This is a genomic window from Ruegeria sp. AF8, from assembly GCF_056541825.1.
Map to the genome: position 1 here is coordinate 123361 of NZ_JBQFYW010000006.1, position 14078 is coordinate 137438.

Annotated in this window: 12 protein-coding genes and 1 pseudogene; 8 read left to right on the top strand and 5 right to left on the bottom strand. The window is 61.2% G+C overall.

Translation table 11 applies throughout. The features are described 5' to 3' along the window. Nucleotides 1-25: 25 nt before the first annotated feature. The 3 genes from tdh to ACR0AO_RS12495 all read right to left on the bottom strand — a co-directional run bounded on the left by tdh (nt 26) and on the right by ACR0AO_RS12495 (nt 2979). The gene (gene tdh / locus ACR0AO_RS12485) at nt 26-1054 is read right to left on the bottom strand and encodes an L-threonine 3-dehydrogenase (RefSeq protein ID WP_480604173.1); all 1029 of its coding nucleotides are present in this window, start codon (nt 1052-1054) and stop codon (nt 26-28) included. 14 nt (nt 1055-1068) lie between these two features. Then, entirely contained in the window at nt 1069-2253 is a 1185-nt protein-coding gene (locus ACR0AO_RS12490; protein ID WP_480603990.1) for a glycine C-acetyltransferase, read from the bottom strand. 159 nt (nt 2254-2412) lie between these two features. Continuing rightward, nucleotides 2413-2979 (bottom strand): helix-turn-helix domain-containing protein, encoded by a 567-nt coding sequence (locus ACR0AO_RS12495; protein WP_480603993.1) that lies wholly within the window; start codon nt 2977-2979, stop codon nt 2413-2415. Between the two features lie 114 nt (nt 2980-3093). Here ACR0AO_RS12495 and ACR0AO_RS12500 point away from each other — a divergent pair, with 114 nt between their 5' ends. Continuing rightward, nucleotides 3094-4269, top strand: coding sequence for an acetyl-CoA C-acyltransferase family protein (locus ACR0AO_RS12500; RefSeq protein ID WP_480603995.1), 1176 nt, complete (start codon nt 3094-3096; stop codon nt 4267-4269). Between the two features lie 90 nt (nt 4270-4359). On the opposite strand, the gene ubiB is transcribed toward ACR0AO_RS12500, so the two are convergent. After that, nucleotides 4360-5892, bottom strand: coding sequence for a 2-polyprenylphenol 6-hydroxylase (gene ubiB / locus ACR0AO_RS12505; protein ID WP_480603997.1), 1533 nt, complete (start codon nt 5890-5892; stop codon nt 4360-4362). Further along, nucleotides 5892-6644: a bifunctional demethylmenaquinone methyltransferase/2-methoxy-6-polyprenyl-1,4-benzoquinol methylase UbiE gene (gene ubiE / locus ACR0AO_RS12510; RefSeq protein ID WP_480603999.1), complete on the bottom strand. Its 753-nt coding sequence runs from the start codon at nt 6642-6644 to the stop codon at nt 5892-5894. Before ubiE ends, ubiB begins: the two co-directional genes overlap by 1 nt. Before the next feature lie 86 nt (nt 6645-6730). Between ubiE and mutM the strand changes: the two genes are divergently transcribed. The 7 genes and pseudogenes from mutM (at nt 6731) to ACR0AO_RS12545 (ending at nt 13963) form a co-directional block, all read left to right on the top strand. Beyond that, entirely contained in the window at nt 6731-7582 is an 852-nt protein-coding gene (mutM, locus tag ACR0AO_RS12515) for a bifunctional DNA-formamidopyrimidine glycosylase/DNA-(apurinic or apyrimidinic site) lyase (RefSeq protein ID WP_480604001.1), read from the top strand. Nucleotides 7583-7648: 66 nt separating this feature from the next. After that, nucleotides 7649-8425, top strand: a complete 777-nt coding sequence (locus ACR0AO_RS12520) for an enoyl-CoA hydratase (protein WP_480604003.1) — start codon at nt 7649-7651, stop codon at nt 8423-8425. 226 nt (nt 8426-8651) lie between these two features. Continuing rightward, on the top strand, nt 8652-8915 hold the full coding sequence (gene rpsT / locus ACR0AO_RS12525) for a 30S ribosomal protein S20 (protein WP_480604005.1): 264 nt from the start codon (nt 8652-8654) through the stop codon (nt 8913-8915). A gap of 544 nt (nt 8916-9459) precedes the next feature. Then, nucleotides 9460-10845, top strand: coding sequence for a chromosomal replication initiator protein DnaA (gene dnaA / locus ACR0AO_RS12530; protein WP_480604007.1), 1386 nt, complete (start codon nt 9460-9462; stop codon nt 10843-10845). Nucleotides 10846-11064: 219 nt separating this feature from the next. Continuing rightward, nucleotides 11065-12186: a DNA polymerase III subunit beta gene (gene dnaN, locus ACR0AO_RS12535; protein WP_480604009.1), complete on the top strand. Its 1122-nt coding sequence runs from the start codon at nt 11065-11067 to the stop codon at nt 12184-12186. Nucleotides 12187-12245: 59 nt separating this feature from the next. Then, nucleotides 12246-13346, top strand: coding sequence for a DNA replication/repair protein RecF (recF, locus tag ACR0AO_RS12540; RefSeq protein WP_480604011.1), 1101 nt, complete (start codon nt 12246-12248; stop codon nt 13344-13346). Beyond that, nucleotides 13343-13963, top strand: a pseudogene (locus ACR0AO_RS12545) (LysE family translocator). Before recF ends, ACR0AO_RS12545 begins: the two are co-directional and overlap by 4 nt. Nucleotides 13964-14078: the final 115 nt, after the last annotated feature.

Below are 14078 nucleotides of genomic sequence, written 5' to 3' on the forward strand. Positions count from 1 at the left end.
CAACCGGGTGTGCCGGGATGATGTCTCAGGTCCAGTCCAGCACGACCTTTCCCGACTGCCCGGATTTCATCGCGGCAAAGCCATCGCGGAAATCACTGACCTTGAAACGGTGGGTGATCACGCGGGCCACATCCAGACCGTTCTGCAGCATTGCGATCATCTTGTACCAGGTCTCGAACATCTCCCGGCCATAGACGCCCTTGATGGTGATCGCCTTGAACACGATCCGGCTCCAATCCACCGGGGACTTGCCCGGCGGGATGCCCAGCAGGGCGATCTTGCCGCCCATCACCAGCGCCTCGACCATCTGATCCAGCGCGGCCTGTGAGCCGGACATTTCAAGACCGACGTCGAACCCCTCTTTCATGCCAAGTTCGGTGATGACGTCCTGCAACTCTTCGCTGGTCACATCGACAGTGCGGGCCGTGGGCACGACATGGCTTGCCAATTGCAGCCGGTCGGCGTTGATGTCGGTGATCACCACGTGCCGCGCGCCTGCATGGCGGGCGACGGCGGCGGCCATGATGCCGATGGGACCCGCGCCGGTGATCAGCACATCCTCGCCCAACAGGTCAAAGCTGAGCGCGGTGTGAACGGCATTGCCCAGCGGGTCGAGAATCGCGCCGACTTCGTCCGGAATGTCATCCGGCAAAGGCACCACGTTGAAGGCGGGGAGTTTCAGGTATTCGGCAAAGGCCCCCTGTTCATTCACCCCGATGCCCCGTGTGCCGGGGTCGAGGTGAAACTTTCCGGCACGGCTCTGACGGCTGTCGGTGCCGATCAGATGCCCCTCGCCCGAGCAGCGCTGGCCGATTTCCAGCCCGGTCACATTGCGCCCGATCTCGACGATTTCCCCGGCAAACTCGTGACCGGTGATCAACGGCACCGGCACGGTGTGCGCGGCCCAGTCATCCCAGTTCCAGATATGGATGTCAGTGCCGCAGATGCCGGTCTTGTTGATCTTGATCAGCACCTCATCGGGACCGATTTCCGGCACCGGGGCCTGCACCATCCACAGTCCTTCTTCGGGTTTGGATTTCTCCAGCGCTTTCATCGTGTTCGCACGCATCAGATCACCCCCAGATCCCTGCCAACCTTGCCGAAGGCGGTCAGGGCGCGGTCCAGTTCGTCCTTTGTCAGAGCTGCGCTCATCTGGGTTCTGATCCGCGCCCGCCCGCGCGGCACCACCGGAAAGAAGAAGCCCGAAACGTAAACGCCCTCGTCAAACAGCCGCGCTGCCATGTCCTGCGCCAGCGTTGCTTCGCCCAACATCACCGGGATGATCGGATGTTCACCGGGCAGCAGGTCAAAGCCCGCCTTTTCCAGCCCCGCCCGCCAGTATTTCGCATTGCCGAACAGCTGGGCGCGCAGCATGTCGCCCTCTTCGACCAGACGGATGGCCTCCAACCCGGCGGCAACGATGGACGGCGGCAGCGAATTTGAGAACAGATAGGGCCGCGCCCGCTGCCGCAGCAGGTCGATCACTGGCTGCGGCCCGGCGATGTAGCCGCCGATTGCCCCCCCAAGTGCCTTGCCCAGGGTTCCCGTCAGAATATCCACCTCGACGCCAAAATGATCCGACGTACCCGCGCCGTTCGGCCCCATAAAGCCGGTGGCGTGGCAGTCATCGACCATGACGATGGCGTCGTATTTATCGGCCAACTCACGGATCTTCGGCAGGTTCGCCAGATAGCCGTCCATCGAGAATACGCCGTCGGTGGCGATCATGATATGCCGGACCCCATCTGCGCGCGCCTGTTTCAGCCAGGCTTCGAGGTCGTTCATGTCATTGTTCAGATAGCGATAGCGCTTGGCCTTGCACAACCGCACACCGTCAATGATCGAGGCGTGGTTCAGGCTGTCCGAGATGATGGCGTCCTCGGGGCCCAGCAGGGGTTCGAACAGCCCGCCATTGGCATCGAAACAGGCGGCGAACAGGATCGAATCGTCCTTGTTCAGGAATTTTGCCAGGCTCTGTTCCAGTTCGCGGTGAATGTCCTGCGTTCCACAGATGAACCGGACCGAGGCCATTCCGAACCCTTTGGGGCCCATGGCATTCGTGGCGGCCGCGATTAGGGCGGGATGATCGGCCAGACCCAGATAGTTGTTGGCGCACAGGTTGATGACCTGTTTGTCGCCCACCGTGATCTCGCCGCTTTGGGGCGAGGTGATCATTCGTTCGGTCTTGTAAAGACCCTCGGCGCGGATCTGGCTGAGTGTTTCGGTGACATGGTTCAGGAAATCTTGAGACATCGAATCCTCCTTGCGCCGGTCATATCTATCATAGCGGAAATGAATCCGAAATAAGAGAATTCAATATCTCGGAAAAAAATCCCGGATAACGGATTATCTGTTAATCCGATCCGAAACCTGCGCCAGCCATTTTCACTTTGGCCCGGACAGGCGGGCGTTTCAGGCGTTCTTCACGATCAGGAATACCCGGGCCGCTTCGGTCGGGGCGGTGATCGAATGCACGACATCCGCGGCGTAGCGGGCCGTGTCCCCGGACGACAGATCACTGACGGCCAACCCCGAAGTGACCTGAACCGACCCTTCGAGAACGGTCAGCTGTTCCTGGGCGCCACGGGTGTGGGGCTGGCTTTTCAACGCGCCGTTCCTGTCAAAGCGGATATCATAGACCTCGTGCCCGCCCGCCTCTTCCGGGGGCGACAGGATGCGGATGCGGCAGCCGTGACCCATGTTGTCGATGCTCGGAACATCCGATTTGCGCAGAACCTCGATACGGTCCGCGCTGTCCTTGTCTTCCAGAAGTCCCGCGAAATCGACCTGCAAGGCGCGGGTAAGGTTCCACAGGGTGGCAATGGTCGGGCTGCTTTCGCCCCGCTCGATCTGGCTGACCATCGAGCGGGACACGCCGCTGAGATTGGCGACCGCTTCCAGCGACAGGCCCTGCGCCCGCCGCGCTTCTTTCAGGCGGGCCGGAAGGCGCGTCAGTATATCGTCTGATTCATCCGTCATATCGGATTCTGTGCGGCGGAGGGCCAATTTGTCAATTCCGGCTGTGACGGTACGTCCTATGAGACAGGTTCATGCTGCAAGTGCATAATAGCGTGGAATCTAGAGGAGTGAGACATGACCGATATCGTTATTCTGGATGGCGCGCGCACCGCCATTGGCACTTTCGGAGGCGCGCTGGCCGCGACCGCGCCGATTGATCTTGCGACCGTTGCGACCGAAGCCGCGCTGGAGCGGTCCGGCGTCGATGGCGGGCAGATCGGCCATGTCGTGTTCGGCCACGTGATCAACACCGAACCGCGCGACATGTACCTGTCCCGGGTCGCGGCGATGCAGGCCGGTATCCCCGAAGGCACTCCGGCAATGAATGTGAACCGTCTGTGCGGTTCGGGGGCGCAGGCCGTCGTGTCGGCCACGCAGGCGCTGATGCTGGGCGACGCCGACTTTGCCGTGGCGGGCGGAGCCGAAAGCATGTCGCGCAGCCCGTTCATTACACCGCAGACCCGGTGGGGCGCCAAGATGGGCGATATAAGGTCGCTGGACATGATGCTGGGAGCTTTGAATTGCCCCTTTGGCACCGGCCACATGGGGGTGACGGCGGAAAACGTGGCCGACGAACATCAGATTACGCGCGCGCAGATGGATGAGTTTGCACTGACCAGCCAGACCCGGGCCGCCGCCGCCATCGAGGCGGGGCATTTCAACAGCCAGATCACGCCGGTTCAGGTCAAGGTCAGGCGGGACATGGTGGATTTCATCACCGATGAGCATCCCAAGGCCACCACGGCCGAGGCGCTTGCCGGGTTGCGGCCCGTGTTCCAGAAGGAAGGCCGGGTCACGGCGGGCAACGCCTCGGGTATCAATGACGGGGCTGCGGCAATGGTGCTGGCAACGGCAAGTGCAGCTGAAAAGGCGGGGCTAAAACCCAGGGCACGCATCCTTGGCTATGCCCATGCCGGCGTGCGGCCCGAGGTCATGGGCATCGGTCCGGTTCCGGCGGTCCGCAACCTGTTGGCAAAAACCGGTTTGTCGGCTGACGAATTCGACGTGATCGAAAGCAACGAGGCATTTGCCGCCCAGGCGCTGGCCGTCAACAAGGAACTGGGGCTGGATGCCGCGCGGGTCAATCCGAATGGCGGTGCGATTGCACTGGGCCATCCGGTCGGGGCGACGGGCGCGATCATCACACTGAAGGCGCTTTACGAGCTGGAACGGACAAATGGCTCGAAAGCGCTGGTGACGATGTGCATTGGCGGCGGTCAGGGCATCGCACTGGCCATCGAGCGGCTTTGAGCGGAAAGGGCAGCAGGGGGGCTGTCTGCCCCCCATCGCGCAAAGGCGCGATCCCCCCGAGGATATTTTTGGCCAGATGAAGGGTCCGGTTCAGATCAGGGCCGACAGCAGAAGAACCAGACCGGCGCCCAGTACGGCACCCGTCATACCTGCCACGAGGCCAGTTTTGAGCGTATCGGATTTTTGCGGCTCTTCGGCTTGTGTCTGGGCGATAAGCGCGTTTTCGACCAGCCCGGGGAGGCGCGGGCCGAAGCGGGCCAGAACCATTGCGGTCTTGCCGAAATCGCGCACCATGGCGCGGGGGCCAAGCGAGCCTTTGATATAATCCTCGACCACGGGATGGGCCACTTCCCAGATATTGATATGGGGGTCGAGCGAGCGGGCCACGCCTTCGACCACGACCATGGTGCGTTGCAGCAGGATCAGTTCGGTCCGGGTTTCCATACCGAATCGCTCCGTCACTTCGAACAGGTAGTTCAGCAGGCGGCCCATCGAGATGTGCGATGCGTCCATGCCGAAAATCGGCTCACCCACCGCGCGCAGGGCGCGGGCAAATTCGTCAACGTCCTGATTGGCGGGAACGTAGCCGGCCTCGAAATGCACCTCGGCCACGCGTTTGTAGTCGCGGCGGATGAAACCGAACAGGATCTCGGCATAGACCCGGCGGGTGTATTCGTCGATATGGCCCATGATGCCGAAATCATAGGCGATGATGTCGCCATTGGCCGCCACCTTGAGGTTGCCCTGATGCATGTCGGCGTGGAAATAGCCGTCGCGCAGGGCGTGCAGCAAAAACATGCGCAACACCCGTTCGCCCAGATTGCGACGGTCATGGCTGGCCGCGTCCAGCGCGGCGTTGTCGCCAAGCGCGATTCCATCTGCCCAGCTGAGCGTCATCACACGGCGGGCGCAGTGCGACCATAGAACCGGCGGCAGCCAAAACCCCTTGTCGTCCTTTGTATTGGCGGCGTATTCCGAAGCTGCGGCGCTTTCGAGCCGCAGATCCAGCTCGCCCCGGACCACGCCGTCGAAATGTTCGATCACATCCAGCGGGCGCAGGCGCCGGGCGCCGGGGGCGAACAGATCGACAATCCGCGCCGCGAAATAGAAGGCGTCCACATCCTTGCGGAAGGCGCGCTCGATCCCCGGTCGCAGAACTTTCACCGCGACCTCTTCGCCGGTTTCGGCCAGTTTGGCCTTATGCACCTGTGCGATCGATGCCGCCGCGATGGGCTCGCTGAATTCCGAGAACAGTTCGCTCACCGGGCGGCCAAGTTCCTTCTCGACCTCCTTCATCGCCTCTTCGCGGGAAAAGGGCGGCAGCTTGTCCTGCAGAACACGCAGCTGATCGGCCAGTTCGACGCCGACCACGTCGGGGCGGGTCGAAAGCACCTGACCGAATTTGATATAGGCCGGGCCCAGCGCGGTCAGGGCGCGGGTGGCGGGCGGCATCGTGGGATCGCCCTTGTAGCCGAGCCACTGGAACGGCTTGCCCAGGGTATGGGCCAGAATGCGAATGGCGCGCGGGGCTTCAAAGGCATCGAGCACCACGTTCATCGCCCCCGTACGCTCCAGCGTGGCGCCGGTACGGATCAGGCGGATGATGTTGTGAGGACCGCGCATCAGATCTTCCAGCCGGAATGCAGCGCGGCGATGCCCATGCTGAGATTGCGGTATTTGGCGTTTTCGAACCCGGCGGCGCGGATCATGCCCAGAAAAGTCTCCTGATCAGGGAATTTGCGGATCGATTCCACCAGGTACTGGTAGCTGTCATGGTCATTCGCGATCAGCTTGCCCATGCGCGGGATGACGTTGAAACTGTAGAGGTCATAGAGCTTTTGCAGCCCGTCATTCGGCAGTTGGCTGAATTCCAGCACCATCAGGCGGCCGCCGGGTTTCAGAACCCGGAATGCCTCGTTCAGCGCCTCTTGCGGGCGGGTCACGTTCCGGATGCCGAACGAGATTGTGTAGACATCGAATGTATTGTCGTCAAAGGGCAATGCCATCGCGTCACCCACCACCCAGTCAAGGCTGACCACCATCTGCTCGGCCTCGGCACGCTTGCGGCCCTCCACCAGCATCGGTTCGGTCAGGTCCAGGACGGTGGCGTGGCCGTGGCCCGCGCGTTTCAGGAAACGGAACGAGATATCGCCGGTGCCGCCCGCGACATCCAGCAAACGCTGTCCGGGGCGCGGCGCCAGCCAGTCCATCATCGCGTTTTTCCAGACCCGGTGAATGCCCATCGACATGACATCGTTCATCACGTCATATTTCGAGGCGACCGAGTTGAACACGCCCTGCACGCGCCCGGCCTTGTCGGCCTCGCGCACGGTTTCGAACCCGAAATGGGTGGTCTTGTCGCTGTTGTCGGACATTTGCCTTGCCGTTTGTCGAATTTCGCCTCTGTTATAGGGCTCTGATACCGGGGCACAATGCGGCCCTTTGATTTAGGAGCCCTGTAATGCCGGAATTGCCCGAGGTCGAGACAGTAAGACGCGGCCTGACCCCTGCAATGGAGGGGGTGGTGATCGAAAGAGCGGATGTGAACCGCCCCGACCTGCGCTGGCCCTTCCCGGATCGCATGGCGGAACGTCTTACGGGTACGCGGGTGGACCGTCTGCGGCGGCGGTCGAAATACATCCTTGCCGATCTCAGCAATGGTGAGACATTGCTGATTCATCTGGGCATGTCCGGGCGGATGACGGTATCGGGCGATCCGCTGGGCCAGTTCGTGCATGAGCATCCGATGCCGGAGAAACACGACCATGTGGTGTTCCATATGGCCAACGGCGCGCGCGTCACCTTCAACGATCCGCGCCGGTTCGGGGCAATGGACCTGTTGCCCACGGCGACGGCCGGGCAGCACAAGCTGCTGTCGGTTCTGGGGCCGGAACCTCTGGGCAATGATTTCCACGAGCAGCACCTGATTGACGCCTTCAAGGGCAAGAACAGCCCGGTCAAATCGGCGCTGCTGGATCAGGGAATCGTTGCCGGATTGGGCAATATCTATGTCTGCGAGGCGCTTTATCGCGGCCGCGTGTCGCCACGTCGCAAGGCCGGACAAATTTCTGCGCACCGTGTGGCCACCTTGGTTCCGATCATTCGCCAGGTGTTGCAGGACGCCATCGAGGCGGGCGGATCATCCCTGCGCGATTTCCGCCAAGCCGATGGAGAGCTTGGATATTTTCAACACAGCTTTGACGTCTATGGCCGCGAGGGCAAGCCCTGCCGGACCGAAGGATGCGGGGCGGGAATCAAGAGAATCACCCAGTCGGGTCGCTCATCCTTCTATTGCGCGCAATGCCAAAGATAGCTTGATCCCGCATTCTCGCGTGGTAAGGAATCATCCCTGAACGGAACAACCGAAAGCATATGCCAAATGGCCTTTGAGACGATCATCGTCGAAATCGACGAGCACGTTGCTCTGATCAGACTGGACCGCCCGGACGCTCTGAACGCACTGAACACTCAGCTTCTGAGCGAGTTGTGTACCGCGTTGGAAGAGGCTGACGCCAATGACAAGGTGCGCTGCATCGTCATTACCGGGTCGGACAAGGCATTCGCGGCAGGGGCCGACATCAAGGAAATGTCGGAAATGAGTTTCGTGGATGTCTATACCACCAACCTCTTTGCCGATGCCAATGACCGGATCGCGGCAATCCGCAAACCGATCATCGCGGCGGTCGGGGGCTATGCGCTGGGCGGTGGCTGCGAGTTGGCGATGATGTGCGATTTCATCATTGCCGCCGACACCGCCAAGTTCGGCCAGCCCGAGATCAACCTGGGCGTCATCGCCGGAATGGGCGGCAGCCAGCGCCTGACCCGGTTCGTCGGCAAGTCCAAGTCGATGGACATGAATTTGACGGGTCGCTTCATGGATGCCGAAGAGGCCGAGCGCTCGGGCCTTGTCAGCCGGGTGGTGCCCGCCAAGAAGCTGGTGGAAGAGGCGGTTGGCGCCGCTCAGAAGATTGCCGAGAAATCCATGCTGACGGCGATGGCCGCGAAAGAAGCGGTGAACCGCAGCTATGAGTTGCCGCTGAGCGAGGGAATGCTGTTCGAACGACGCGTGTTCCACTCGATGTTCGCGACCGAAGATCAAAAGGAAGGCATGGCGGCCTTTCTGGAAAAACGCGCCGCGCAATTCCGGGACAAGTAACGGACCCGCAGGCTGTGATACAGGCGGGCTCTGGCCCGCCTTTTTTGTTTCGGGCGGATGGCCGCAAGAATCGCCTTGGCAAACCGGACAAATTTGGATAAGCAGCGCCGTTATACATGCGCGTGCGGCCCGCTTTGGCCAGAATCACACCAGTGATCCCTGACCCGGTGCGGCATTTGCCGTTGCGCGATCCGATACAAACCGAACCGAAAAAGGTCAGAGACACATGGCAAATTCGCCCCAGGCAAAGAAGCGCGCCCGTCAGAACGAAAAGCGTTTCGCAATCAACAAGGCGCGCCGCTCGCGCATCCGCACCTACCTGCGCAAGGTCGAAGAAGCGATCGCTTCGGGCGACAAGGACGCGGCATCGACCGCACTGCGCGCGGCTCAGCCCGAACTGATGCGCGGCGTTTCCAAAGGCGTATTCCACAAGAACACCGCGGCGCGCAAAATGTCGCGCCTGTCGGCCCGGGTCAAGGCACTGGGCTGACCTAACGTCAATGCTGCAACGGATTGCAGCTTGGGGCGCCGCGTTTTTGCGGCGCCCTTTTTCGTGCTGTTGCCGGAAAGCCGCGCCCTCACAAGATCGAGAGATTCTTTCCTCCAAAAATCCGAGTCAACACCAGAGTTTCGTTGCCGCTGCGCGTCTCGTCTTGTTACCACTGTTCCAGCGATTCACTCGCTTGGGGGGACAGGCTGTTTTCGGGCGAACCTGACGGGCATCAGGTTGGGACGAAGGCGAATGTCGGATCTCGGCAAAAAAAGCCGGGGCCGGTCTGCTTTGAGTTTCGGGGAACCGGAATTCGAGCCCTGTCTAAGATTGAGATAGTAGCTGATGGCCTGAATTCCGGGCGCAACTCGTGTTGTTGATGTTGTAATCGGAAAATCTGGTCGGTGCTATGTATACCCGATGGGTATCCTCGCCGACTCTGTTCGGCGAAACGGTACTCTTGTGCTTGTGAATCCACCCCATGACGCTGGGGGCAAGACTATGAATAAGGCAAAAAGCCACAATGGGATGCGTGAGGCGCTGGATGACACAAGAGAAATGGGGACAGCTTCGCAACAAGTTGCTGAAGGCGGTTGGAAAAAACAATTTCACCACCTGGATAGAGCCGCTGGAATTCCGGGAACTGCAGGATGGGGTTGCAGTGTTTTCGGTGCCGACCAACTTTATGGGCAACTATGTCAGCCAGAATTTTGCCGACCTCATTCTTTATGAACTGAACACATCCGGCGAAACCGTGCAGCGTCTGGCGTTCCGCGTCGCGGCCAATTCTCCGGCCCGTCCTGCAAAGGCGGCGGATGAACAGAACGAAGCCCGCCAGGAAGCGGAACAGAAACCCGCCAACGGCTCTGCGAACCCTGCCATGGATTCGCTGCAGGCCGCACCTCTTGATGCCCGCTTTACCTTTGACAGTTTCGTGGTCGGCAAACCAAACGAACTGGCTCATGCCGCGGCGCGCCGGGTGTCCGAGGGCGGGCCGGTCACCTTCAATCCGCTGGTCCTTTATGGCGGCGTGGGACTGGGTAAAACGCACCTGATGCACGCCATCGCCTGGGAACTGACGGCCAAGAGGCCCGACCTGAATGTCCTGTACCTGTCCGCCGAGCAGTTCATGTACCGCTTCGTGCAGGCCCTGCGGGAACGCCGGATGATGGATTTCAAACATCTGTTCCGTTCGGTCGATGTGCTGATGGTGGATGACGTGCAGTTCATCGCCGGCAAGGATTCCACGCAGGAGGAATTCTTTCACACTTTCAACGCACTGGTGGATCAGAACAAGCAGATCATCATTTCTGCCGACCGCGCCCCGGGCGAGATCAAGGATCTGGAGGACCGGGTGAAATCGCGCCTGCAATGCGGTCTGGTCGTCGATCTGCATCCCACCGATTACGAGCTGCGTCTTGGCATCCTGCAGAACAAGGTGCAGCAATACGCCACCACCTATCCCGATCTGACCATCGCCGATGGCGTTCTGGAATTCCTTGCTCACCGAATCTCGACCAATGTCCGCGTGCTCGAAGGCGCGCTGACCCGTTTGTTCGCATTTGCCTCGCTGGTCGGGCGCGAGATCGACATGGAGCTGACGCAGGATTGTCTGGCCGACGTGCTGCGCGCCTCGGAGCGCAAGATCACCGTCGAAGAGATCCAGCGCAAGGTTTCGGACTATTACAACATCCGCCTCAGCGATATTATCGGCCCGAAACGCCTGCGTTCCTATGCGCGTCCGCGTCAGGTGGCCATGTATCTGTGCAAGCAGCTGACCAGCCGCTCGCTGCCCGAGATTGGCCGTCGCTTTGGCGGGCGCGACCACACCACCGTCATGCATGGCGTCAAGCGCATCGAGGAGCTGAAGCTGACCGACGGCCAGATCGCCGAAGACGTGGAAATGCTGCGCCGGGCGCTGGAAGCCTAAACATCCCCCGAACTTGACGCGGTTTGTGCGCCCCGGATCTGTGCTCCGGGGCGTTTTCCTGTGCAGATAGACTCTTGGTTGCAACATATGAGCGCCCCGCAAGGCCCCCGCCCCTTGACGGGCTGTGCATTCCGACCGAGAAAACCATAAAAAAACCTTGTGCCGCAGGGGTAAACCGCTAGTTTGCCAATCCCGGCTTATGTCAGAGGAATTGAGGGTATGAAGATCAGCATCGAACGCGGCACATTGCTCAAGGCCGTGTCGCAGGCCCAATCCGTTGTGGAACGCCGTAACACTATTCCGATTCTGGCGAATGTTCTGATTGAAGCCGATGGCGATCAGGTACAGTTCCGCGCCACCGATCTGGATATCGAAGTCGTCGACAAGGCACCCGCGCAGGTGGAGCGTGCCGGCGCGACCACCGTTGCGGCTACCACCCTGCATGAGATCGTGCGCAAACTGCCCGACGGGGCGCTGGTGACACTGACCGCCGACAGCGCCGCGGGCCGCCTGACGGTCGAGGCCGGACGGTCGAACTTTTCGCTGGCCACCCTGCCCAAGGAAGATTTTCCGGTGATGGCGTCGTCGGAATACCAGTCGAACTTTTCGGCCTCTGCCGCGTTGCTGCGGCGGCTGTTCGACAAATCGAAATTCGCGATCTCGACCGAGGAAACGCGGTACTATCTGAACGGCGTCTACATGCATGTGGCCGACAGTTCCGAAGGCGGCAAGGTATTGCGCTGCGTGGCGACGGACGGACACCGCCTGGCGCGGATCGATGCCGATCTTCCCGGCGATGCGGCCGAAATGCCCGGCGTGATCGTACCGCGCAAGACCGTGGGCGAATTGCGCAAGCTGTTGGATGACGACGAGATGGATATCGCGGTGTCGGTCAGCGAGACCAAGGTCCGCTTTGCCACGCCGGACATCACCCTGACCTCGAAAGTGATCGACGGCACCTTCCCCGACTACACCCGCGTCATTCCGCAGGGCAATACCCGCAAGCTGGAAGTGGACGCCGCCGAATTCGCTCAGGCGGTGGACCGGGTGGCGACCGTGTCGTCGGAACGCTCGCGCGCCGTCAAGCTGCAGTTGGATGGTGACAAGCTGGTTCTGTCGGTCAATGCGCCCGACAGCGGCGCGGCAGAGGAAGAACTGGCCGTGGCCTATGGCGATGAGAGACTGGAAATCGGGTTCAACGCCAAATACCTGCTGGAGATTGCAAGCCAGGTCGATCGTGAGAACGCGGTGTTCCTGTTCAACTCGGCCGGTGATCCGACGCTGATGCGCGAGGGCAATGACCAGAGCGCGGTCTACGTTGTCATGCCGATGCGCGTCTGATCGCGCTGGCGCGCGATGCCTCCGGCGGGCGTGTTTTTGAAAAGAGGAAGGGAGGGGTCATGGGGCTGGCCCTGACCGAACTGACGGTCTCGCATTTCCGGTCTCACAAGCTGGCGCGATTGGCGCTGGACAGTCGCCCGGTGGCGATTTACGGGGCGAACGGGGCGGGCAAGACCAATATACTGGAAGCCGTATCGCTGTTTTCACCGGGTCGCGGATTGCGAAGGGCGAGCGCCGCCGAGATGACGCGGCGACCCGAGGCGCTGGGCTGGAAGTTGTCCGGGATATTGCGTCGGCAGGGGCGGCAATACGAGGTCGAGACATGGTCCGAGGGCGGCGCGGCGCGGCAGGTCCGGATCGACGGCAAATCCGCCAGCCAGATCGAACTGGGAAGGCTGGCGCGCATCGTCTGGCTGGTTCCGGCAATGGACCGGCTGTGGATCGAAGGGGCCGAGGGGCGGCGGCGGTTTCTGGACCGTCTGACGTTAAGTTTCGATCCGGATCACGCCGAAGCGGTGCTGACCTATGAAAAGGCCATGCGCGAGCGTAACCGGCTGTTGAAAGAGCAGATGCGGGATGCGCATTGGTATGGTGCACTGGAAGGGCAGATGGCCGAAGCCGGACACCGCATCCATCAGGCGCGGGTTGCCGCACTGGATTACATCAGGGCCGCGCAGGATCGAGCTGAAACAGCGTTTCCCGCAGCCGATCTGGATCTGGTTCAGAGCGAGGGGGCGATGCCCGAAACCGTCGCCGACATTCGGGACGCCCTGGCGGAAAGCCGATTTCGTGATCTGGCGGCGGGGCGAACGCTGGTCGGGCCGCACCGAACCGACCTTCATGGCGTTTATGCGGCCAAGGGTGTTCCGGCCAAAGACTGTTCGACAGGAGAGCAAAAGGCGCTATTGGTGTCTTTGATCCTGTCCAATGCGCGGGCCTTGTCGGAGCGGGCGGGTGCGCCGCCCGTCGTGCTGTTGGACGAGGTCTCGGCTCATCTGGACGCCGCGCGGCGCGCGGCGCTGTATGACGAGATCTGCGCGCTGGGAGCACAGGCGTGGATGACGGGAACGGGGCCGGAACTGTTTGCGGAGCTGGGAGAACGGGCGCAGGTGATCGAGGTGACCGATCAGAATGGCGTGTCGGATGTTGCGGGGCCATGACACTCTCGGCGGGTGATCTGTTGCTCTATGCCGGCGCGGTGTTCGTTCTTTTTCTGACACCGGGACCGGTCTGGCTGGCATTGACCGCGCGCACATTGGCAGGTGGGTTTCAGGCCGCGTGGCCGCTGACGTTGGGCGTTGTGGTGGGCGACATGCTCTGGCCGGTGCTGGCCATTCTGGGGGTCAGCTGGGTTACCGCGGCTTCGATACAGCTGGCGACGGTGTTGAAGGGCGTGGCGGTTCTGGTTTTCGTCTGGCTGGGTATCGCAACGATCCGCAAGGCGGATCAGTCTCTGCAGGTCGACGGACGGCTGACGCGCCCCGGCAAGTGGGCCGGATTCATTGCCTGATTGGTCGTGATCCTGGGCAACCCGAAGGCGGTTCTGTTCTACATGGGCATTCTGCCCGGTTTCTTTGACCTGTCCGCCGTCACGCTTCGCGATATCGCGGCCATCGTTCTGGTGTCCCAGTTCGTACCGTTGATCGGCAATCTCATGCTGGCTGCGTTCATCGACCGGGTGAGGCGCCTTCTGGAATCTCCTGCGGCGCTGAGGCGGATGAACCTGACCGCCGGAGCCATGCTTGTTGCTGTCGGATTGATCATCCCGTTCACATAATTCACGGATTGGCGCAAGCACCGGCTGACAATGGGCATAATTCGGTTTGACTACACAAAATCTGGTGGGACCGCGTGACAATCCCCACCAGAAAACGTATAAGTTACCAAAATAA